At 60.5% G+C, this 20,331-nt stretch carries 18 protein-coding genes and 1 tRNA gene; 11 read left to right on the forward strand and 8 right to left on the reverse strand.

Translation table 11 applies throughout. The features are described from left to right. The 3 genes from CQ019_RS12715 to CQ019_RS12725 form a co-directional block, all read left to right on the forward strand. A partial coding sequence (locus CQ019_RS12715; RefSeq protein ID WP_258133973.1) for a cytidine deaminase occupies window positions 1–575 on the forward strand: 575 nt, incomplete at its 5' end. 355 nt (window positions 576–930) lie between these two features. After that, window positions 931–1,416 carry an AAA family ATPase gene (locus CQ019_RS12720; protein WP_181148478.1) on the forward strand — a complete coding sequence of 162 codons (486 nt, stop codon included), beginning with the start codon at window positions 931–933 and terminating at the stop codon, window positions 1,414–1,416. Between the two features lie 229 nt (window positions 1,417–1,645). After that, the gene (locus CQ019_RS12725) at window positions 1,646–2,209 is read left to right on the forward strand and encodes a GNAT family N-acetyltransferase (RefSeq protein ID WP_105569855.1); all 564 of its coding nucleotides are present in this window, start codon (window positions 1,646–1,648) and stop codon (window positions 2,207–2,209) included. Window positions 2,210–2,551: 342 nt separating this feature from the next. Here CQ019_RS12725 and CQ019_RS12730 read toward each other — a convergent pair whose 3' ends face one another. Then, complete coding sequence (locus CQ019_RS12730) at window positions 2,552–4,339, reverse strand: ABC-F family ATP-binding cassette domain-containing protein (protein WP_096287593.1); 1,788 nt, start codon at window positions 4,337–4,339, stop codon at window positions 2,552–2,554. Between the two features lie 188 nt (window positions 4,340–4,527). Between CQ019_RS12730 and CQ019_RS12735 the strand changes: the two genes are divergently transcribed. From CQ019_RS12735 to CQ019_RS12745, 3 genes are all read left to right on the forward strand, one after another. Then, window positions 4,528–4,602: transfer RNA gene (locus tag CQ019_RS12735), tRNA-Gln, on the forward strand. Between the two features lie 135 nt (window positions 4,603–4,737). Beyond that, complete coding sequence (gene glmU, locus CQ019_RS12740; RefSeq protein ID WP_105553845.1) at window positions 4,738–6,189, forward strand: bifunctional UDP-N-acetylglucosamine diphosphorylase/glucosamine-1-phosphate N-acetyltransferase GlmU; 1,452 nt, start codon at window positions 4,738–4,740, stop codon at window positions 6,187–6,189. 70 nt (window positions 6,190–6,259) lie between these two features. Next, window positions 6,260–7,240: a ribose-phosphate diphosphokinase gene (locus tag CQ019_RS12745; protein WP_096287589.1), complete on the forward strand. Its 981-nt coding sequence runs from the start codon at window positions 6,260–6,262 to the stop codon at window positions 7,238–7,240. 83 nt (window positions 7,241–7,323) lie between these two features. Here CQ019_RS12745 and CQ019_RS12750 read toward each other — a convergent pair whose 3' ends face one another. Further along, window positions 7,324–7,767 carry a DUF1801 domain-containing protein gene (locus tag CQ019_RS12750; protein WP_105569856.1) on the reverse strand — a complete coding sequence of 148 codons (444 nt, stop codon included), beginning with the start codon at window positions 7,765–7,767 and terminating at the stop codon, window positions 7,324–7,326. Window positions 7,768–8,069: 302 nt separating this feature from the next. Between CQ019_RS12750 and CQ019_RS12755 the strand changes: the two genes are divergently transcribed. From CQ019_RS12755 to sufU, 4 genes are all read left to right on the forward strand, one after another. Beyond that, on the forward strand, window positions 8,070–8,354 hold the full coding sequence (locus tag CQ019_RS12755; RefSeq protein ID WP_105553843.1) for a 50S ribosomal protein L25: 285 nt from the start codon (window positions 8,070–8,072) through the stop codon (window positions 8,352–8,354). A 45-nt stretch (window positions 8,355–8,399) separates the two neighbouring features. Next, window positions 8,400–8,981, forward strand: coding sequence for an aminoacyl-tRNA hydrolase (pth, locus tag CQ019_RS12760; RefSeq protein ID WP_105569857.1), 582 nt, complete (start codon window positions 8,400–8,402; stop codon window positions 8,979–8,981). A 198-nt stretch (window positions 8,982–9,179) separates the two neighbouring features. Beyond that, window positions 9,180–10,481 (forward strand): SufS family cysteine desulfurase, encoded by a 1,302-nt coding sequence (locus CQ019_RS12765; protein ID WP_105553841.1) that lies wholly within the window; start codon window positions 9,180–9,182, stop codon window positions 10,479–10,481. Further along, the gene (sufU, locus tag CQ019_RS12770; RefSeq protein ID WP_105553840.1) at window positions 10,482–10,934 is read left to right on the forward strand and encodes a Fe-S cluster assembly sulfur transfer protein SufU; all 453 of its coding nucleotides are present in this window, start codon (window positions 10,482–10,484) and stop codon (window positions 10,932–10,934) included. A gap of 97 nt (window positions 10,935–11,031) precedes the next feature. Here the strand turns inward: sufU and nhaA are convergent, their stop codons facing one another. Together nhaA and CQ019_RS12780 are read right to left on the reverse strand one after the other, a co-directional pair. Continuing rightward, window positions 11,032–12,315, reverse strand: coding sequence for a Na+/H+ antiporter NhaA (gene nhaA / locus CQ019_RS12775; protein WP_308727260.1), 1,284 nt, complete (start codon window positions 12,313–12,315; stop codon window positions 11,032–11,034). 228 nt (window positions 12,316–12,543) lie between these two features. Next, a complete protein-coding gene (locus CQ019_RS12780) occupies window positions 12,544–13,038 on the reverse strand; it encodes a DUF2505 domain-containing protein (protein WP_096287575.1) in 495 nt (164 codons plus the stop codon). Between the two features lie 226 nt (window positions 13,039–13,264). Here CQ019_RS12780 and mfd point away from each other — a divergent pair, with 226 nt between their 5' ends. Next, window positions 13,265–16,891: a transcription-repair coupling factor gene (gene mfd, locus CQ019_RS12785; RefSeq protein ID WP_105569859.1), complete on the forward strand. Its 3,627-nt coding sequence runs from the start codon at window positions 13,265–13,267 to the stop codon at window positions 16,889–16,891. Between the two features lie 59 nt (window positions 16,892–16,950). Here mfd and CQ019_RS12790 read toward each other — a convergent pair whose 3' ends face one another. The 4 genes from CQ019_RS12790 to CQ019_RS12805 all read right to left on the reverse strand — a co-directional run bounded on the left by CQ019_RS12790 (window position 16,951) and on the right by CQ019_RS12805 (window position 20,295). After that, on the reverse strand, window positions 16,951–17,430 hold the full coding sequence (locus CQ019_RS12790; protein ID WP_258133972.1) for a tetratricopeptide repeat protein: 480 nt from the start codon (window positions 17,428–17,430) through the stop codon (window positions 16,951–16,953). A 104-nt stretch (window positions 17,431–17,534) separates the two neighbouring features. Continuing rightward, window positions 17,535–17,786 carry a hypothetical protein gene (locus CQ019_RS12795; protein ID WP_105569860.1) on the reverse strand — a complete coding sequence of 84 codons (252 nt, stop codon included), beginning with the start codon at window positions 17,784–17,786 and terminating at the stop codon, window positions 17,535–17,537. Between the two features lie 35 nt (window positions 17,787–17,821). Next, a complete protein-coding gene (gene deoC, locus CQ019_RS12800; RefSeq protein ID WP_181148502.1) occupies window positions 17,822–18,508 on the reverse strand; it encodes a deoxyribose-phosphate aldolase in 687 nt (228 codons plus the stop codon). 56 nt (window positions 18,509–18,564) lie between these two features. After that, window positions 18,565–20,295 (reverse strand): phospho-sugar mutase, encoded by a 1,731-nt coding sequence (locus CQ019_RS12805; protein ID WP_105569862.1) that lies wholly within the window; start codon window positions 20,293–20,295, stop codon window positions 18,565–18,567. Window positions 20,296–20,331: the final 36 nt, after the last annotated feature.

A 20,331-nucleotide genomic window follows, 5' to 3' on the forward strand; every position in this document is an offset into this window, starting at 1 on the left:
CTGAATCAGGAACGGCCACCGGGAATCCATTGGTAGAGGATTTCGGCAGCCGTTGGATAACTGATGAAAGATCTGGGTTAGAACTAGCCAATAACATTTTGCTGAGTGGTTCATGCCAGAATGCGTTTATGAAACTTAACCAAAAACTCGTCAACGCGGCAATAGAACACATCAATCGTCGCTGGCCAGATGCGGAGCAGGCCGTCGCTGCCGCCTTGTACCTCGAAGATGGACAAATATTAACTAGCATCAGCCTCGACAATTTTAATGCTGCGGCTAACCTGTGTGCTGAAACGGGTGCCATCTGTCAGGCGTACAACATGGATCGACGAGTAACCGCCTCAGTTTGCGTGAGCAAGGCAGCCGGTGAAGACCAAGTTACGATTCTTGCTCCTTGTGGTCTTTGTCAAGAAAGACTCGCACTTTGGGGGCCGGACGTTCAGGTCGCGGTATCAGATCCCGGCTCAGCTGGAGGGTGGGCTGCGCGTACGCTGATTGAAGTCAATCCGTACTACTGGGCCACGGAGTTCACCGATGATGGGGCATGGCCAACTACTGCGGACCACAACGGATAACCGAAGGCAACACTTCTTTTCGCGTCGTTGGCTTTCGTCCCGCATACATTCCACTGGCTAATGCAGTCCACGCTTTACTAATTGCAATGCCATGTTGCACTAAGCGGACCATTTTTGGAGTCGTGCCAGATTTTAGGTTCCCTAAAAATGAGAGTCTACGATCCGTCCCATGAGCCGGTCGCTAGCCGATGAGTTTGCGGTGGGTGTTCGGAGCCTTCAGCATCTGGGCAGTACGCCCGCATGCCGAACGCTCTGTGGGACGCCGTCATCTATGCCAGAGCTAGAATGAGGTCATCTGCGTGCAGCGATGCGTATCGGTTTCATATTTGGATCTTAAGGAATGCAGGTGATGTGTATGTTGATAGTGATTCGTGGAAATTCAGCCTCAGGGAAAAGCACGATCGCGCGCATGCTGCAAACCAAACTCGGGAAACTTACAGCGGTGCTTCAGCAGGATCACTTTCGCAGAGTTATTTACCATGAGCGAGAGCAGGAAAGCCTAGCTCACGCAGACCTACTCGAAATTGCTGCCATTCATTGTCTAAACCGTGGACACAACGTAATCCTGGAAGGGATCTTTAACGCCTCCAGATACGGGGGAATGTTAGAGCGCGTGGCAGCGCATACTGCTGATGCCAGATTTTATTCATTCGATCTCGCTTTCGAAGAGACTGTCAATCGACATTCGACGAGACCGCAAGCCACTGAATTCAGCGATAAAGATATGCGCGGTTGGTACCACGGATGGCAGCCTCTTCCGTTCGTATCAGAGATGCGAATTGTTGCTGATGAAACTCCCGAGCAAATCGTTGAACGTATTTTGCAGCGCCCCACCCGCTAGAAGGAACTTTTCACCTACAGGTTTCCCGTAAGCCGGTCCTCTGGGGAAACGTACGTAAGAGGAACGCTCTACGGGACGAAACCATCACCACGGCGTATCCCGAAGATAGATAGCACCTTTGCGGACACCGGCCCGGCACGTTGTTGTTGGGCAAAGCGTCATGCCTGATGTCGCGCTGGCTTCCTCGCCTGGAATGCTCCTGAGGAAACAAGACATAGACTGAGTCACTATGAGAGAGACCGATCAAGAAGTTGGTTACGTCCGGTTCGAGCATGTTGCCCCGGACGAGATTTGGGCTGAAGTCACAAATCTCTTCGTCTTGTGTTTCGCAGCCCATCCTTACAATGAATCAGCAGATGAGCTACAAAGTATTGTTCAATGGGGCCCAGAGAAACTTGCTAGTCCTGGTGGGCGGCTTGTCGTGGCGAGGCACGATGATCAACTGGTCGGCTTTGCTTTATCTCAGAGGCTTGACCAGGACAGCTCTTGGTTGCAACGACTCAATGGGATGCCGCCAATGCTAGATTTGGACATCTTGCCTTCGAGAACCTTGGTTGTCCAGGAACTCGCTGTCAACGAAAACTTTCGAGGCCGTGGGATAGCCAAACAATGCATCCGTGGACTTCTCTCTAACCGAGCCGAACAAGATGCCGTCCTAGGTGTTTTTGGCCAAGCCACCCAAGTCCGAGAAATGTATAGGCACTGGGGTTTTTCGGAGCTCGGCACCTCTCCCATTTACGGCGGAACCGTGACCCTGCATGCCTTGCATCACAAACTTCCATGGACGGCCTAGGTTTCCAGCTTCAGACCAGTCCGTATGCGGGAACCCGCAAGCAATCATCTTCACCTCTGCAACAGTCGCTTCGTCCCACAGGGGTATGTTGGGACTATCGTTCGGGACCGTCCCGCAAGACGGTCGTTATACGGGACAGACGCTCAGCTGACTTCTGATATTTTCAAAACTTCGAGTTTCCAACGATTTCGCATTCCCATATACCCCGCCCGAGAAAATGCCCGGTGAACGGGGGCTAAGCGGGACACATTTCTGGGCGTTTGCTCCATAAAAATAGTGGCGCAGAAACCGAAGTTTCTGCGCCACCATTTCGTCAATTCAGGAAGTACCCGAAGCGGCCGACTAGTCGACTAATTCTGACAGTTCCAGCCAACGTTCTTCCAGGACGTCAACTTGTTCTCGAAGTTCACGAATCTCGGCCGTGATCTTGCCCAGACCTTCGAAGTCGCTTTGATCATGTGCTGCCAACTTTTCGTTCAGCTTGCTGATCTTCTGGTCGAGCTGACCGACCTTGCGCACGTTCGCGTTCAGTTCTTTCTGCGCGGCTCGACGGTCAACGCCCGAGCCGCCCGCAGTTTTGCCGCCCTTTGCAGAAGCGCTTGTGGGGTTGCCCGAGCCCTTGGAGCTTTCTGAACTGCGCAGCTCCAGGTATTCATCTACGCCACCTGGCACATGACGGAAGTTTCCATCGAGGATTGCGTACTGCTGATCGGTGACGCGTTCTAGCAAGTAGCGGTCGTGGGAAACGACAATCAAGGTACCTGGCCAAGAATCCAACAGATCTTCGAGGGCGGCCAGCATGTCGGTATCAACATCGTTAGTCGGCTCATCGAGGATCAGCACATTTGGCTCATCCATCAGGATCATCAGCAACTGAAGCCGGCGGCGCTGGCCACCGGATAGTTCCCGGACCTTGGTGGACAGATGTGCCGAGGAGAAGCCCAAGCGCTCCAAAAGCTGCGCCGGGGTCAGATCCTTGCCGTCCACATTAAAAGTAGTGCGGTAGCGGGCCAAGATCTCTCGGACCCGATCCTCGCCGATCTTTTCCAATTCACGGAACTGCTGGTCCAGCACCGCGAGCTTAACCGTCTGGCCGCGCTTGATCGTGCCGCCGGTAGGCAATACGGTTCCTGCAATCAGGCCCAAGAGCGTGGACTTGCCTGCGCCGTTGGCACCGAGCAGGCCGGTGCGCTCACCCGGGGCGATGCGCCAGGTGAAAGGCTTCAGGATGCGCTTCTCACCGAAGCTGACCTCGGTGTCCAAGAGATCCACCACATCCTTGCCCAGACGCGTGGTTGCCATCTTCTTCAGTTCCAGCGGATTGCGAACCGGTGGAACGTCGGCGATCAGCTGGTTTGCCGCTTCGATGCGGAACTTCGGTTTGGCAGTTCGCGCCGGGGCACCTCGGCGAAGCCAAGCGAGTTCCTTTTTCATCATGTTCTGGCGCTTGCCTTCGGTCACCGCCGCAATGCGATCACGCTCGACGCGCTGCAGGATGTACGCGGCGTAGCCGCCTTCGAAGGGTTCAACTAGGCGGTCATGGACTTCCCAGGTGTCGGTGCAGACCTCGTCCAGGAACCAGCGGTCGTGGGTTACGACCATGAGCCCGCCCGAATTCTTCGCCCAGCGATTCTTCACGTGATTCGCCAGCCACGAAATGCCTTCGACGTCCAAATGGTTGGTTGGCTCGTCGAGGATGACCACGTCCCAGTCCTGGACGAGCAATGCGGCCAAGGCGACGCGTCGTCGCTGGCCGCCGGAGAGGGTGGAAATTTTCGCTTCCCAATCCAAATCCGCCACCAGGCCGGAAACCACATCGCGAATGCGTGCCTCGCCGGCCCATTCGTGGTTTTCCATGTCGCCGACCAGCGCGTAGTGCACGGTAGCGTCGGAATCCAAGGTATCGCTCTGGTCGAGCACACCGACGCGCACTCCGCTGCGTCTAGTCACGCGGCCTGAGTGCGGCTCGATTTTGCCCGCGAGCATGCGTAGGAGCGAAGATTTGCCTTCGCCGTTGCGTCCCACGAGCCCGATGCGGTCACCTTCGGAAATACCGATGGTGACCGAGTCGAATACGACGTGAGTGGGATATTCCAGATGTAGGGTTTCGCCCCCGAGTAAATGAGCCACACCTCTAGTTTACGAAGCAGGGCAAATCGAGACGGATCCGCATCACCTGGAACCGGTGATTTTTTGCCGGAGAACAGCTGGAAGGACAAAAATACCCCTTCTTGGGTGTGTTGTGCGATTTCACTCAGGACATGGAACGTGGCAGAATAATTAGCGTGCTAAACGGGCAATGCCCGCGCGGTGCGTTTTCCGCCCTGGTGTAATGGCAACACGCCAGCCTTTGGAGCTGTGCATTGTAGGTTCGAATCCTACGGGCGGAACCACTTTGCTCAAGCGCCCCCTGCGGGCGCTTTTCTTTTTGGCGCCAGTTAAGCCGATCTTCTTCCGCGCGATAGACTGTCACCGGGGTTTTACTTCAATGCCGGAAACCTCAAACTCGACTTCGCAGGAGAAAGCACTTGAGCGATCAGGTCAACGCACCAGTAGCCGTTATCGTCCTCGCCGCAGGCGCGGGAACTCGGATGAAATCGGCGAAGCCGAAGATCATGCATGAAATCGCAGGTCGTTCCATGATTTCCCACGCGTTGCACGCAGCTTCTGCGTTGGAGCCAAAGAGCTTGGTCGCCGTGGTGCGTCACCAGCGTGACCTCGTGGCGGCGCATATTCTGGGCCAGTTCCCGAACATCACCATTGCCGACCAGGACGAAGTTCCCGGCACCGGACGCGCCGTGCAGCAGGGCCTTGAAGCGGTGGATCCAGCCCTCGAAGGAACCGTCGTGGTGACCTACGGCGATGTGCCATTGCTCACCAGCGAGGTGCTCTCCGGATTGGTTGTCACCCACGAGGCCAGCGGCAACGCGGTCACCGTGCTGACCACCGAGCTGGATGACCCTTCGGGCTACGGGCGCATCCTTCGCGATGAGAACGGGGACGTCTCCGGCATCCGCGAACAGAAAGATGCCAACGAGGCCGAGCTGGCCGTCAAGGAAATCAACTCCGGCATCTATGCATTCGATGCCGCCATGCTGCGTTCGGCGCTGACCGAGGTCACCACCGACAACGCGCAGGGCGAAATGTACCTGACCGACGTGCTCGCCATTGCTCGCTCGCGTGGCGGCCGCGTCGCTTCCTCGCAGATCGCCGACCGCTGGCAGATCGAGGGCGCGAACGACCGCGTCCAGGTCTCCAACCTGGCCCGCATCTACAACGAGCGCAAGGCCGAATTCTGGATGCGCCAGGGCGTGACCATCGTTGATCCGGCCACCACCTGGATCGACGCGACGGTCATCATTGGCCAGGATGTCACCCTGAAGCCGGGCACCCAGCTGCACGGGGAGACCATCATCGGCACCAACGCGGTAGTTGGCCCCGACACCACCTTGACCAACGTGGTGGTCGGCCAGAACGCCACGGTGAAGCGCACCGACGCTACCGACTCGCGCATCTCCGAGGGAGCCAGCGTGGGTCCATTCGCTTACCTGCGCCCGGGGACCGAGCTCGGCCCGGACGGCAAGATCGGCGCGTTCTACGAAACCAAGAACGTCACCATCGGCCGCGGCTCCAAGCTCTCGCACCTCGGCTACGCCGGGGATGCCGAAATCGGCGAATTCACCAATATCGGCTGCGGCAACATCACCGCCAACTACGATGGCGAAAAGAAGCACCGCACCAAGATCGGTTCGCATGTGCGCACCAGCTCGAACACCGTGTTCATCGCCCCGGTAGAACTCGGGGACGGCGCCTACACCGGCGCTGGCGCGATCGTACGCAAAAACGTCCCGGCCGGTGCGCTTGCGCTGTCCGTGGCCCCGCAGCGCAACACCGAGGGCTGGACGCTGGAGAAGCGCCCCGGCACCCCTTCGGCCGACGCCGCGTTCAAGTCCTCATTGAATGGCTCGGATTCCGAGTAATTCATTCGAGGAAGTCATTTCCTCAGACCACCTCATACGTGATAGCGAAGCGAGCGAGAAAGCAAACCCCATGAGTGAAATCAGCCATAATGTCGATAAAAAGCTGGTCCTGGCCACCGGCCGGGCACACCCGGAACTGGCAGCGGAAGTCGCCAAGGAACTGGACACCGAACTGCTCCCGTTGAACGCCTACGACTTCGCTAACGGCGAGATCTACGTTCGGTCGGATGAGTCGGTCCGCGGCAAGGAAGTCTTCCTGCTGCAGTCCTACCCGGCCCCACTGAACAACTGGCTGATGGAACAGCTGATCATGATCGATTCGATGAAGCGCGCCTCGGCGCGGCGCATCACCGTGGTCGCACCGTTCTACCCGTATGCCCGCCAGGACAAGAAAGGCCGTGGCCGCGAGCCGATCTCGGCTCGTCTGGTCGCAGACCTGTTCAAGACCGCAGGCGCAGACCGGGTGATCTCTTGCGATCTGCACACCGCGCAGATCCAGGGCTTCTTCGACGGTCCGGTGGACCACCTGTTTGCTTTCCCGCTGCTGGCCGACTACATCCGCACCAAGGTGGATGTGGAGCAGGTTACCGTGGTGTCCCCGGATACCGGCCGCGTGCGCGTTGCCGAGCAGTGGGCCGAACGCCTCGGCGGTGCCCCGCTGGCGTTCGTCCACAAGTCCCGCGATCTGACCATGCCTAACCAGGCCGAGTCCAAAACCGTGGTGGGCCAGGTTGAAGGCCGCACCGCGGTGCTGATCGACGACATGATCGACACCGGTGGAACCATCGCCGGCGCGGTGCGCGTGCTGAAGGAAGCCGGAGCCAAGGACGTCATCATCGCCGCCACCCACGCGGTGTTCTCCGAGCCTGCCGCGCAGCGTCTGGCCGAGTCCGGTGCCACCGAAGTGGTTGTCACCAACACCCTGCCGATCCCTGAAGAGAAGCGCTTCGAGAACCTCACCGTGCTCTCGATCGCACCGATGCTGGCTCGCGCCATCTCCGAGGTCTTCCACGAAGGTTCGGTGACGAACCTCTTCGACGGCCGCGCCTAGCAGTCCTCGTTTCGCAAGCCTCTGGCCGGCACCTTCGGGTGCCGGCCAGAGGCCGTTAAAAGCTATTTACCAGCGCATGAAGCTCAGCCGTCGGAAACCGGACCCTGCCCGGCTTCGGTGCGCGCCAAGGTGTGAGAGGCTTCGAGCAGCTCACGAAGCACGCCCAGATCGATCTTGGACAGCCGTCCCAGATAGAGGCAGGCCTTGCTGGCCCGGTGCGGGCCGAGCGCCGCGAGCAGTTCGGGCCACTTCTCGGCGAAATCGCTTTGGAGATAGAGGGTGTGCTTTGCGGATCCTGGGGCGAAGGCCATGAGCGGCGCCCGTGCGCTGCGCCCGTTGGCATGGAAGTATTCGTATTCACCGAACCCGATGATTTTCCCGGCCCAGACCACCGGTGTCTCTGCCGTGATTTCCTGATAGAGGCTCAGCAGCTCCTCGGCCTCGGCCCGCCGTGTCCCGGGGGCACGGTCCAAGACTTCTGAAACCGGCATCTCGGACGGTGACATCGCTGGTTGTTTCGTAGCCACAAGTGCTCCTTGGTTTAGGCGGATTCTCACCGTTGATCTATTGGATTGTTGCCACGCTACCGGGGGAGCGGAACTATGCCAAAAGGTATCATCTCTTGATGATGTGGGATGGGCTACATGTTTTTTCTCCGGGGTGAGTAACTGGTAGAATTACTCATTGTGCCCAGGCGAGGGAAACATCTTTTTTGATGTAGCCGTTATCGACAAGGCCGGAAAAGCTCTTTCATCTCCAGATGATGGATGCTTCCCAGGTCCACGCAGGGCGTAAGAAGTAGCATTCATTTACTCTAAGGAGATTCATCATGGCATCTGTCAACCTTGACGCCGTAGTCCGTTCCGATTTCGGCAAGGGCGCAGCCCGTCAGGCCCGCCGCGACGGCATGATCCCAGCAGTCATCTACGGTGCAGGCTCCGAGCCACAGCACATCCTGCTGCCAATCCACGAGACCACCCTGGCCATCCGTGACCGCAGCGTTCAGCTGGTTCTGAACATCGAGGGCAAGGAAGTAACCACCTCGATCAAGGATGTTCAGGTCCACGCCATCAACCGCACCGTTGATCACATGGACCTGCTGATCGCTGCGTAATTGCACTCTTCGGAACTGCAATACAGCTTTTAGTAGCTAAGACTCATGAGCAATGACACTTGGCTGGTAGCCGGGCTCGGGAATCCCGGGCCCGGCTACGCTGGCAATAGGCACAATATCGGGCACATGGTGCTCGACGAGTTGGCACAACGTTCCGGCTCTAAATTCAAAACCCATTCCTCGCGTGCCCAGATTATCCAGGGCCGGCTAGGCATCGGCGGACCCCGCATCGTCTTGGCCAAACCCCTGACCTACATGAACCTCTCCGGTGGACCGGTCGCGAACCTCGCCAAATTCTTTGGCATCGGGATCGAAAAATTGATCGTCGTCCACGACGAGATCGACATTCCCTTCGATACGGTCAAGCTCAAGCGCGGCGGGGGAGAAGGCGGCCACAACGGGCTGCGCGATATCTCCAAGGCCATGGGCTCCAAGGACTATCTTCGCGTGCGTGCCGGCGTGGGGCGTCCCGCCGGGCGCATGGATACCGCGGACTGGGTGCTGCAGGACTTCTCGAAAACCGAAAAGCAAGCGCTGCCGTTTCTCATCGACAATTCGGCGGACGCAGTCGAACTGTTGATGTCCTCCGGGTTGGAAGCGGCGCAGGAGAAGTTTCACACTTCCTGATCGTATTGCGATCAAAGCGGTCAGAATTTTTGCCACTGCGGCAGGGGTTCTGGCCGTTTTGCCTTTGCTGAGGGGTTGCTAACTAAGGACTTACTTAGATGTGTTCTGCGTTCTAGAGTGGAATAATTAGCTAATGTACCCTTTGCCTAATCAGCTTAAGCGATCTGGCAAACCACATCCATTACCTCGGAGGACCACGTGCAGACGGTTACCGGTCACCCAGAAACCACCGAAGCGCTCTCTCAAGCAGAGGTCGCACGGATCAAAGCAGACTTTGAAATCCTGGAGCACCAGGTCAACGGCACCGAGCTCATCTATTTGGACTCCGGAGCGACCAGCCAGAAGCCACGCTGCGTCTACGAAGCCGAGCAGCATTACTACGAGAACGCCAACTCGGCAGTGCACCGCGGTGCACATACCCTCGCCGTTGAAGCCACCGATATTTTCGAGCAGGCACGCGAGACCGTGGCCAAGTTCATCGGCGCGCGCAGCAACGAACTGGTGTGGACCTCGAATGCCACCGAAGCGTTGAACCTCATCTCCTACTCGCTTTCCAACGCCTCGCTCGGCCGCGGCGGCGAGTCTTCCGCACGCTTCCGGATCGGTGCCGGCGATGAGATCCTGGTGACCGAGATCGAGCACCACGCAAACCTGATCCCTTGGCAGGAATTGGCGTTCCGCACCGGCGCGACCTTGCGTTACGTGCCGGTCGACGAGCACGGGGCACTGCGCTATGAGTTGCTCGACGAGCTGATCAACGAGAAGACCAAATTGGTGGCCTTCACCCATGTGTCCAACGTCCTGGGCACCATCACGGACGTCGCGCGTTTTGTCACCGCCGCGCGGAAGGTCGGAGCACTGACGGTGCTGGACGGATGCCAGTCGGTCCCGCATATGCCCGTTGACGTGAAGGCCCTGGACGTGGACTTCATGGCCTTCTCCGGACATAAGATGCTCGGCCCAACAGGCATCGGCGGCCTCTACGGCCGTGCCGAGCTGCTGGACGCCATGCCGCCGTTCCTGACCGGCGGATCGATGATCACCGTGGTCGATATGGAACATGCCGAATTTCTTCCGTCGCCGCAGCGCTTCGAAGCCGGGACACAGCGCATCGCGCAGGTCCACGGGCTGGCTACCGCCGCCAGCTACTTGGACGAGATCGGCATGGATCGCATTGCCGCTTGGGAGGAACACCTCGGGGCCATGCTCTTCGAGGGACTGTCCAAGCTGGAAGGCGTGCGCGTTTTCGGTCCCTCCGGCATCAAACGCATCGGCACCGTGCCTTTCGAAGTCATCGGGGTCCACCCGCATGATGTGGGCCAGTTCCTGGACTCGCGCGGCATCGCCGTGCGCGTCGGACACCATTGCGCCCAGCCGCTGCACCGTGCCCTGGGAGTATCTGCCACGACTCGTGCAAGCACCTACCTTTACAACACCGAGCAGGACGTTACCGCGCTGATCGAGGCCGTTGCCTCCGTGCGTGAATACTTTGGAGTTTAAATGAACGAGCTAGATCAGCTGTACCAACAGGTCATCCTCGACCATGCCAGGCGTCGTTTCGGCTCGCCCTTGGTCGACCCGGCAGACGGCGAACTGCATGGCGAATCGCACCAGCACAATCCCATCTGCGGAGATCAGATCCGTGTCCGCGTGGCTCTGGATGGCGACGCGCATTTCACGGCGATGAGCTGGGAAGGAGACGGCTGTTCCATCTCCATGGCCTCCGCCTCGGTGCTCAGCGAGATGCTCCCGGAGATGACCAAGGATGAATTCCTGGACAAGCTGGAAGTCTTCCGTGAAATGATGCGCTCGCGGGGCACCATGGTTCCGGACGAGGACGTGCTGGAAGACGCTGCGGCATTCGTTGGTGTCTCCAAGTTCCCGGCACGCGTTAAGTGCGCCATGCTCGCCTGGGTGGCAGCCGAAGCAGCCATGCTGGGTGCCAACGCCTGAGCGGATCTCAGGGCAGCGCCAGAGCCTCTAGATATAAAGAAACCCTTGCTCCGCACATTGAAAATGTGCCGAGCAAGGGTTTCTTCGTCAAGCAGAGCTAGTCTTTGTCGCCGGGCTGGTAAACATCCGGGATGCCATCTTTGTTGTCATCGCGTGTTTCGCGGGCGGCAATGATCTTGTACCCACGGTTGCGCGGGATCAGCCACAAGGCGCCGAGGATCGCGGCAATGAAGGAGCCGGCCAGGATTGCGACCTTTGCATGTTCGTAGTGCACCGATTCCAGACCGAAGGACAGCTCGGAGACCAGCAAGGAGACGGTGAAGCCGATGCCCGCCAGCAGCGTCACGCCGAACAGGTCAGCCCATTTGGCGTCCTTATCCAAGGACGCCTTGGTGAACTTGGTGAGCAACCAGGTGAAGCCCATGATGCCGATCGGCTTGCCGAGCACCAAGCCAAGCACGATGCCCCAGAGCACCGGGTCGGTGAACAGCCCGCCGCCGCCGGAATCGGAGGAAACCACAGTGACACCCGCGGCGAAGAAGGCAAAGATCGGGATGCAGAAACCGGAAGAGAGCGGACGGAAGCGGTGCTCGAAGAGTTCGGACAAACCATAGCCTTCACGACCGTCGGTGCGTTTGACCGGGATGCAGAAGCCCAGAACCACGCCCGCGATGGTTGCGTGAATTCCCGAACCGAAGATGAAGATCCAGGTAATGACGCCCAGCGGCAACAGGATCGCCCACGCCGCCCAGGCGCGCTTGGCGAAGAACTTGCCCAGGGAACGGGCCAGCACGGTGAACAGGATGATCGGAATCAGGGCCAGCCCGAGGTAGGCCAGCTTGAGCTCGTCGGTGAAGACGAAGGCGATGATGACGATGGCGATCAGGTCATCAACCACCGCGAGGGTCAGCAGGAAGATGCGCAGCGCGGCCGGCAGAGCCGAACCGATGACGGCAAGCACCGCGACGGCGAAAGCGATATCGGTCGCCGTGGGGATCGCCCAGCCGCGGAGCAGCTCGGTGCCGCCCCCGGAACCGGCGGCGATAGCCACGAAGACCAATGCCGGAACCAGCACGCCACCGAAGGCAGCGGCAACCGGGACCGCCGCGGTTTTGACGTTGCGCAGATCGCCAATGACGAATTCTTTCTTCAATTCCAGACCGGTCAGGAAGAAGAACACCGCCAGCAAGGCGTCGGCTGCCCAGTGGCCGATGGAAAGATTCAGGTCGACACCGAAGAGGGTGGGCCCGAAATGAAAATCACGCAGCGCAAAATAGGAATCGCGCATCGGCGTGTTGGCCCAAATGAGAGCGAGGATCGCGCCAGCGATGAGGACCATGCCGCCGACGGTTTCCTTGCGCAGGATATCTCCAATGCGCACCGACTCTTTGTAGCTTGGGCGCGAAAACAGGTTCCTTGGCGAACCTGAAGAGGGCGTTGGAGTCATTGTTGAACTCGCTTACTTCGATAAATGAAAATTTGTTCGCCGACCAGACTTCCCGGCACACCTGACTTTAACACTAGCGCGAAACGTGGCTCGAACCACAAAATCCCGGGTGAGCGCATCTTCACACCGACCCGGGATCTTGCCGCTGGTTCTTGACGGCGGTTAGCGCGAAAGCCACTCATTGACCTGAGCGGCCTGCATGTTCAGCGCCTTGCCCAGGTACGGCTCCGCAGCGGAGGCAAGCTTGCCGCCGATGAACGGAATCGACGAGGAAACCTTCGCATCGATAGCGAATTCGCTCTGCTCACCGGCTGGGCTCAACGATTCGGTGCCGGAGACCGACACCGGGACGCCTGCCACGTTGATCTTCACCGAAGCCGAACGATTGCCTGCTGCATCCGGTGCGCTCCACTGCTCGACCTGCGTGACATCAATGGAAGCGCCCACGAATTTACGGGCGAAGTCCGGCACGCGGTCGGTGGGCAGCGCGCGGACGGTGGTCAGCGTGAAGGCGCTATTGGTGTCGCCCTCAACGGTGAAACTCGTCAACGTGCCCTTGGCGAGCGAGGTCAGATGCTCGGCGAAACCGCGATCGGCCAAGGTCGCGATGACCTTGTCTGCAGGGTGCGCGATCTGCGTGCTTGCGTTCAATGCCATGAATACGAATCCCGTTCTTGAAAGGTTCGGCGGTCGTGCAGAACAATCTTGTGTTCCGTGCCGGTTCTGGTCGTTATTAACCCTATCGGTTCCCTCAGGTTAGGTAGGCTAGGAAGGCCGCATAAAACAACATATTGGCATTGCGCCGACCGCGGAAACATTTTGCGGTCGTTGTTTGTGGTGCGCTACCGGATATTTTGCCTTCAGGAGAGGAACTTTAAGCAACATGAGCCTGAGCGGACTTCATGATTTCCTGCGCGAGGAACCGTCATTTAGGCGAATCCAGCAAGGCGCCTCGTTGGCCTTCAACGCCCGCAGCGAAGAGCTGGAGATCGCCGCCCCGCCGGGGATGCGCGCGATTCTCGGCGCCCACGTCGCCGAGGGGCTCTTCTCCGGGCAAGAGCAGTCGATCATGCTGATCGTGACCGCCACCGGGCGTGAGGCCGAGGATGTTTCGGCCTCCCTGACCGCATACATGCCCGCAGAGCAGATTGCGGAGTTCCCTTCCTGGGAGACCCTGCCCCATGAGCGGCTCTCCCCGCGCAGCGATACCGTGGGCCGTCGCCTGGAAGTCCTGCGTCGGCTGCACGACGGAGACCCGACGCTGAAGGTCATCATCGCGCCGATTCGCGCGGTGCTCCAGCCGCTGGTCTCCGGATTGGGGCAGCTGCGCCCGGTGGAGCTCGAGCTCGACGCGGAGCCGGGCTTCGAAAGCGTCATCAGGGATCTGGCCGCGGCGGCCTATGCCCGGGTGGACATGGTCACTCATCGCGGCGAATTTGCCGTCCGCGGCGGCATCATCGACGTCTTCCCGCCAACTCTCGAGCATCCGGTGCGCATCGACTTCTTTGGCGAGCAAATCGATTCGATGCGCTACTTCTCCATCGCCGATCAGCGTTCCTTGGAGGGCGAGGCTCCAGCCAAGATCGTGGCCACTCCCTGCCGCGAAATGCTCATTACCCCGCAGGTGATGAGCCGGGCCGCCAACCTCAAGGCGAACTTCCCCGCGGCGACGGAAATGCTGACCAAAATTGCCGGCGGCATAGCGGTGGAAGGCATGGAATCCCTGGCGCCGCTGCTGGTGGACGAGATGGTGCCGTTGCTCTCGCTGCTTCCGGCCTCGTCCATCGCGCTGGTGATGGAACCCGAGCGAGTCCGCTCCCGCGCCCACGACCTGAATGCGACCAACGCTGAATTCCTCGCCGCGGCGTGGGCCTCGGCCTCCGACGGCGCGGCGGCGCCATTGGATCTGAGCACCGCGGAGTCCGGACGCAAGCTCGCCTCCGGCGACTTCGCCTCACTGGCCGAAACCGTTGAGCATGCCAAAGACGCCAAGGTCTCTTGGTGGTCGCTGACCTCGCTGGGTGCGGATGAAGATCTTGGCCTAGGCGCGGCGACCATCCGGGTCGAGGCCCGCGAACCACGCGGCTACCAAGGCGACATCGAAGCGATGATGGAATTCCTCTCCGGCCGGGTCAAGGACGGGTGGCGCTTGGTGGTGGCCACCGAAGGCCCGGGCCCGGCGGCGCGGCTGTCTGAACTTTTCCAGGAATACCAGATCCCGGCGCACCGTGTCCCGGAGCTCAGCGAGCTGCCCACGGCGGGACTCATCGAAATCACGCAGGCCACCGCCGGGCGCGGCTTCGTTTTTGACGAGCTGAAATTCGGGTTGCTGACCGAAGCCGACCTGCTGGGGCGTTCGAGCGCCTATGGCAGCCGCAAGACGCGCAAGCTCAGTGCCAAGCGCAAGCGCAATGCGGTGGATCCGCTGTCCCTGCAAACCGGCGACTACATCGTGCACGAGCAGCACGGCATCGGCAAATTCGTGGAATTGGTGGCACGCAAGGTGTCCGGGTCCTCGAAGGATGCCAAACGCGAATACCTCGTGGTGGAATACTCCGCTTCGAAGCGCGGGGCACCGGGGGACCGGCTCTTCGTTCCGATGGAGCAGCTGGACCTGGTCACCCGCTACGTGGGAGGCGAAGCGCCAAGCCTGTCCAAGATGGGCGGCTCGGATTGGGCCAGCACCAAATCAAAGGCCCGCAAGGCGGTCAAGGAGATCGCCGGGGACCTGATCAAGCTGTACTCCGCGCGAATGGCCAGCCGCGGCCACTCCTTCGGCCCGGACACCCCGTGGCAGAACGAGCTCGAAGAGGCCTTCGCCTATATCGAGACCCCGGATCAGCTCACCGCCATCAACGAGGTCAAGCAGGACATGGAGCGCGAGATCCCCATGGACCGGCTGATCTCCGGTGACGTGGGCTTCGGCAAGACCGAGATCGCGGTCCGGGCCGCGTTCAAGGCGGTCCAGGATTCCAAGCAAGTGGCCATCTTGGTGCCAACCACGCTGCTTGCCTCCCAGCACCACCAGACCTTCACCGAACGCTATTCGGGATTCCCGCTGCGGGTGAAGTCGCTTTCCCGTTTCCAGACGGCCAAGGAGTCCAAGGAAATCCTTGCCGGGCTCAAGGACGGCTCGATCGATATCGTGATCGGCACCCACCGGCTGCTGTCCAAGACGGTCCAGTTCAAGAACCTCGGGTTGGTGGTCATCGATGAGGAACAGCGCTTCGGTGTGGAACACAAGGAAGAGCTGAAGAAGATGCGCACCAACGTGGATGTGCTGGCGATGAGCGCCACGCCAATCCCGCGCACCTTGGAAATGAGCCTGACCGGAATCCGCGAGACCTCGACGCTGGCCACGCCTCCGGAGGAGCGCCATCCGGTGCTGACCTTCGTCGGACCGCGCAGCGATAAGCAGATCTCCGCCGCGATCCGCCGCGAGCTGATGCGCGACGGCCAGGTGTTCTTCGTGCACAACCGGGTCTCCTCCATCGACCGGGTCGCCGCGGAGCTGCGCGAACTGGTTCCTGAGGCGCGCGTCGAGGTGGCGCACGGCAAGATGAGCGAATCGCGGCTGGAACGAATCATCCAGGACTTCTGGGAGAAGAAGTTCGATGTGCTGGTCTCCACCACCATCATCGAAACCGGCCTGGACATCTCGAACGCCAACACGCTGATCGTGGACCGGGCGAACAACTACGGGCTCTCCCAGCTTCACCAGCTTCGCGGGCGTGTGGGACGTGCCCGCGAGCGCGCCTACGCCTACTTCCTCTGGGATGTGGAGAAGCCGCTCGGCGAGGTGGCGCTGGAGCGGCTGAAGGCCGTGGCAGCGCATAACGAGCTCGGCTCGGGCTACCAATTGGCGATGAAGGATCTTGAATTGCGCGGAGCGGGCAACCTGCTCGGCGGGGAGCAGTCCGGGCATATCGCCGGGGTCGGCTTCGACCTCTACCTGCGCCTGGTCGGCGAGGCGGTAGCGGACTTCAAGGGCGAAGGCGAAGAAGAAGCCACCGAAATGAAAATTGATCTTCCGGTCAATGCGCACCTGCCCCACGAATACGTGCCGGGTGAACGGCTGCGTTTGGAGGCCTACCGCAATATCGCCGGAGCCGAAACCGCCGAAGCGCTCGCCGAGGTCCGCGAGGAACTTGAGGACCGTTATGGCAAGCTGCCGCAGCCGGTAGAGAACCTGATGCGTGTCGCGGCGCTGCGCGTGAGGGCACGCGCGGTGGGGCTGCGTGACATCCAGCAGATCGGGAACCACATCAAGGTGTCACCGGCGAAGATCGAAGACCTTCCGGCCTCGCGTCAGGTCCGTTTGGAACGCCTCTACCCAGGGGCCACGAACAAGCCCGCCTTGAACGCAATCTTCATCCCGAAGCCGCGGACGTCGCCGGTGGGCGGCAAGGACCTTGCCGACGAGGCGATCCTTGAATGGGCCGAGCGCATGCTCTATGGAATCTTCGAGCCGACGCCGGCGGCACCAGCGGCGGCCGAAGCGAAAAAGTAGGCCTCGAGCAAATCGATGGCCGGGATTCCAGAACTGGATTCTGGGATTCCGGCCATCGGTCAGCTGGTGCGCAATTCGGCCGCGTAGGCGTGCACCGGCCGGGCATAGAGTTCCAGGCTCGGAGCCAATGCCTGCAAGGCGACCTGAAGGGCCGCGGAGCCTTCACCGGCATCATGCAAGGCCAAGGCGAGAAACGCTTGGGCATCACGGTGCAAGGAAGAATCCGGGCCGACCATACGGAGCAATTCGATGGCTTCCCGGACCTCTCCCAAATTGCGCAGGGTGCTGGCCAGCTGGATTCGCGCTTCGCTCAGTTTCTGCTCGCTCAACCTCCCGGCAATCGCCGCGCGGTAGGGGCCGACGGCCAGGGCCTCCTCGCCCAGATAATCGTGCAGCGAGGCTCGTTCAAAAAGCGCCTCAGCATCATCGGCTGGCTTTTGCGCAAGTAGTTGCGCCAGCTCATTGCGCAGGGAATCTGGATTTTTCGCCCCTGCGGTGTTCCAGAATAATTCGATACGTTCTTGCCAGCTGCCGGTCATGGCTTGAGACTAGTCTGGCAATCAAAGCCCAAGCAAGCAGCCTTGGCCGGACGGGGCGCGAAAAAGGGGGAGGCCCGAAGACCTCCCCCTAGCTCAAGCTTTACTTACTTGGCGGTGCTAGCTGCGGCAGCCACGGCGATGGAGTCCGAGCGGCCCATCAGGTGCATCGGAATTGCGAAGGCGCCGAACGACAGCACGAAGCATGCGATGGTCGGCCACCAAGCGGTCTCCAAGGTCCAGTAGGACAATGCGTAGATGCCGGCCGAGAACAGCACCAGGAAGATCACGGTATTAACGATGTTGCCAACGAGGCGACCTTCACCAGAGTGGGCGGTGTTCTTGCCGTTCGAGTACACTTTTTCTCCTTGAGGAAACGAATGGGTGCGGTGCCCTAGTAGCTGGACCCGCTTTGCTCTCCCTCTAGGATAGCAACTCCGGAGCTGGAACCGAGACGTGTTGCGCCGGCGGCAATCATGGCCCGGGCGGTTTCCACGCTACGCACGCCGCCCGAAGCCTTGACCCCTAGATCGGGGCCCACGGTTTTGCGCATCAAGGCGACATCTTCCACGGTGGCTCCACCGGTGGAGAAACCGGTGGAAGTCTTCACGAAATCGGCTCCCGCGGCCTTGGCGGCCTCGCAAGCCAGAACCTTGGCCTCTTCGGTAAGCAGGCAGGTTTCGATGATGACCTTCAAGATCGCGCCACCTTCGTGGGCTGCCTGGGCAATGGCGAAGATCTCGTTAACCAGCGCGTCGCCATCGCCACGCAGCGCCGCGGACACGTCGATCACCATGTCGATCTCGTTGGCGCCGTCGGCGACCGCGGTGCGGGTTTCAAAGACCTTGGTATCGGTGGTGGAGGTGCCCAGCGGGAAGCCAATCACCGAACAGGTTAAGACGTTGGAGCCGGACAACTCGCGGGAGACCGTGGAAACCCACAGCGGGTTCACGCAGACGGACTTGAACTCATACTGCTTGGCTTCTTCGCAGATCGTCACGATCTGTTCGCGCGAAGCGTTCGGTGCCAGCAGGGTGTGGTCGATATAGCCGGCAATTTCGCGGGCGCTCAGTTCACTCATCATGATCCTCTGTTCGTTCTCTTACATAGTTTTTGAGCAGGTCCTGTACGAAGAAATTATTCGTTCAGGAACGCTTCGAGTTCGCGCTTTATGGCTAGGCACTGCTCGGTGCCTGCCGCCCGGGCGGCAGGCACGCCGGCCAAGTCATCTGAATGTTCCACGGTTTCGAGGTAGCACTTGAGTTTGGGTTCGGTGCCCGAGGGGCGGACTATGACGCGTGCCCCGGTAAAGGTGTGCAGCACCATTGCATTGGTGGCCGGCAGCTTTTCGGTGCCGCGGGACAGGTCGGTGACCTCGGTGACCGCCGCTCCGGCCAGTTCTGCCGGGGCGTTGGTGCGGATCTTGTCCATCAATACCGGGATCTGCGACAGGTCGGTGAAGCGCAGAGAAAGCTGGTCGGTGACGTGCACGCCGTGTTTGGCCGCCAGCTCGTCCAGGCGTCCCTGGATGCTGTTGCCGCTGGCCTTGAGCTCCGCCGCCAGGTCGGCGAGTACCAACGCCGCGGACATTCCGTCTTTGTCGCGCACGAGCCCCGGGGCTACGCAGTAGCCCAGTGCTTCTTCATAGCCGAAGCCGAGGTTCTCCACCCGCGAGATCCACTTGAAACCGGTGAGGGTTTCCTCGTGTTCGCGCCCGCTGTCCTTGGCAATCGCCGCGAGCATGCGCGAGGAGACGATGGAATTCGCCAGCTTCTGTTCCGCCGGGAGGCTGCGTGAAAGCTGATCTCCGAGCAGCCAGCCCACTTCGTCGCCACGCAGCATGCGCCACGCGGTGCCGTCATGGATGGCGCCGGCGCAACGATCCGCGTCGGGGTCATTGGCGATAACCAGATCTGCGCCGACCTTGCGCGCCAGGGCCAGGGATAAATCGATGGCCCCCGGCTCTTCGGGATTGGGGAACTTCACCGTCGGGAAGTCCGGATCCGGGTGTTCCTGCTCGGGGACCATATGCACATCGGTGAACCCCGCGTTGCGCAAGGCTTGGCGCATGGTGTGGCCGCCGACGCCGTGCATGGCGCTGACCACTACCTTCAGCTGCTTGCGGTGCAGCGCGCGGGCTTCATCCGCCGCGTCAATCACCTTGCCGATCGAATCCAGGTAGGCCGCCTCGACATCTCCGTCCTGGCCGGCACCCGGAAGCACCGTCCACCCGGAGGGCAGACGCTCAATCTGAGCCACCGGCTGGTTCGGGTCGATGAGCTCCGCGATCTGCTCATCGATGGGGGAGACGATCTGCGCGCCGCGGCCCACCTCGTCGGCCACCCTGCCGCCGACATAAACCTTGTAGCCGTTATCTCGGGGCGGGTTGTGGCTCGCGGTGACCATGACTCCGGCCTCGGCGGAGAAGGTGCGCACCGCCCAGGCCAGCACCGGGGTGGGCAGTGCCGAAGGCATGAGCAAGACCTCGAAGCCGGCGGCGGTGAAAACCGCCGCCGAATCCACGGCGAACACCTCGGAGTTGTAGCGCGCGTCGAAACCGATCACTACCTTGGGCGCATAGGCGCCCGCGGCCCGTTCGCTGAGGAACCGGGCGATCCCGGCGGCGGTGCGCATGACCACGACGCGGTTCATCCGCATCGGGCCGGCGCCAAGTTCGGCACGCAACCCGGCGGTTCCGAATTCGAGCACGCCAGAAAAGCGCTCGGCAAGATCGTCCATGGCGATCGCATCCCCGGATTCGACCCGGGCGATCAGCTGCTGGAGTTCTTCGGCGGTAGCCGCATCAGGGTCCTGCGCTGCCCAATGGGCCGCCCGCGCAAGGAGCTGGATTTTCTCGGTGTGGTTCATCGTTTTCCTAGCCTCGAAAAGTGAAGTTGATTCTCG

It is taken from the genome of Arthrobacter sp. MYb229, from assembly GCF_002975405.1.
GTDB lineage: Bacteria > Actinomycetota > Actinomycetes > Actinomycetales > Micrococcaceae > Glutamicibacter.

Bases quoted from the DNA above. Each gene is read 5' to 3' on its own strand.
- CQ019_RS12720 (WP_181148478.1), top strand. From the start codon at position 931: ATGTTGATAGTGATTCGTGGAAATTCAGCCTCAGGGAAAAGCACGATC.
- CQ019_RS12725 (WP_105569855.1), top strand. From the start codon at position 1,646: ATGAGAGAGACCGATCAAGAAGTTGGTTACGTCCGGTTCGAGCATGTT.
- CQ019_RS12745 (WP_096287589.1), top strand. From the start codon at position 6,260: ATGAGTGAAATCAGCCATAATGTCGATAAAAAGCTGGTCCTGGCCACC.
- CQ019_RS12755 (WP_105553843.1), top strand. From the start codon at position 8,070: ATGGCATCTGTCAACCTTGACGCCGTAGTCCGTTCCGATTTCGGCAAG.
- pth (WP_105569857.1), top strand. From the start codon at position 8,400: ATGAGCAATGACACTTGGCTGGTAGCCGGGCTCGGGAATCCCGGGCCC.
- sufU (WP_105553840.1), top strand. From the start codon at position 10,482: ATGAACGAGCTAGATCAGCTGTACCAACAGGTCATCCTCGACCATGCC.
- CQ019_RS12780 (WP_096287575.1), bottom strand. From the start codon at position 13,038: ATGGCATTGAACGCAAGCACGCAGATCGCGCACCCTGCAGACAAGGTC.
- mfd (WP_105569859.1), top strand. From the start codon at position 13,265: ATGAGCCTGAGCGGACTTCATGATTTCCTGCGCGAGGAACCGTCATTT.
- CQ019_RS12790 (WP_258133972.1), bottom strand. From the start codon at position 17,430: ATGACCGGCAGCTGGCAAGAACGTATCGAATTATTCTGGAACACCGCA.
- deoC (WP_181148502.1), bottom strand. From the start codon at position 18,508: ATGAGTGAACTGAGCGCCCGCGAAATTGCCGGCTATATCGACCACACC.
- CQ019_RS12805 (WP_105569862.1), bottom strand. From the start codon at position 20,295: ATGAACCACACCGAGAAAATCCAGCTCCTTGCGCGGGCGGCCCATTGG.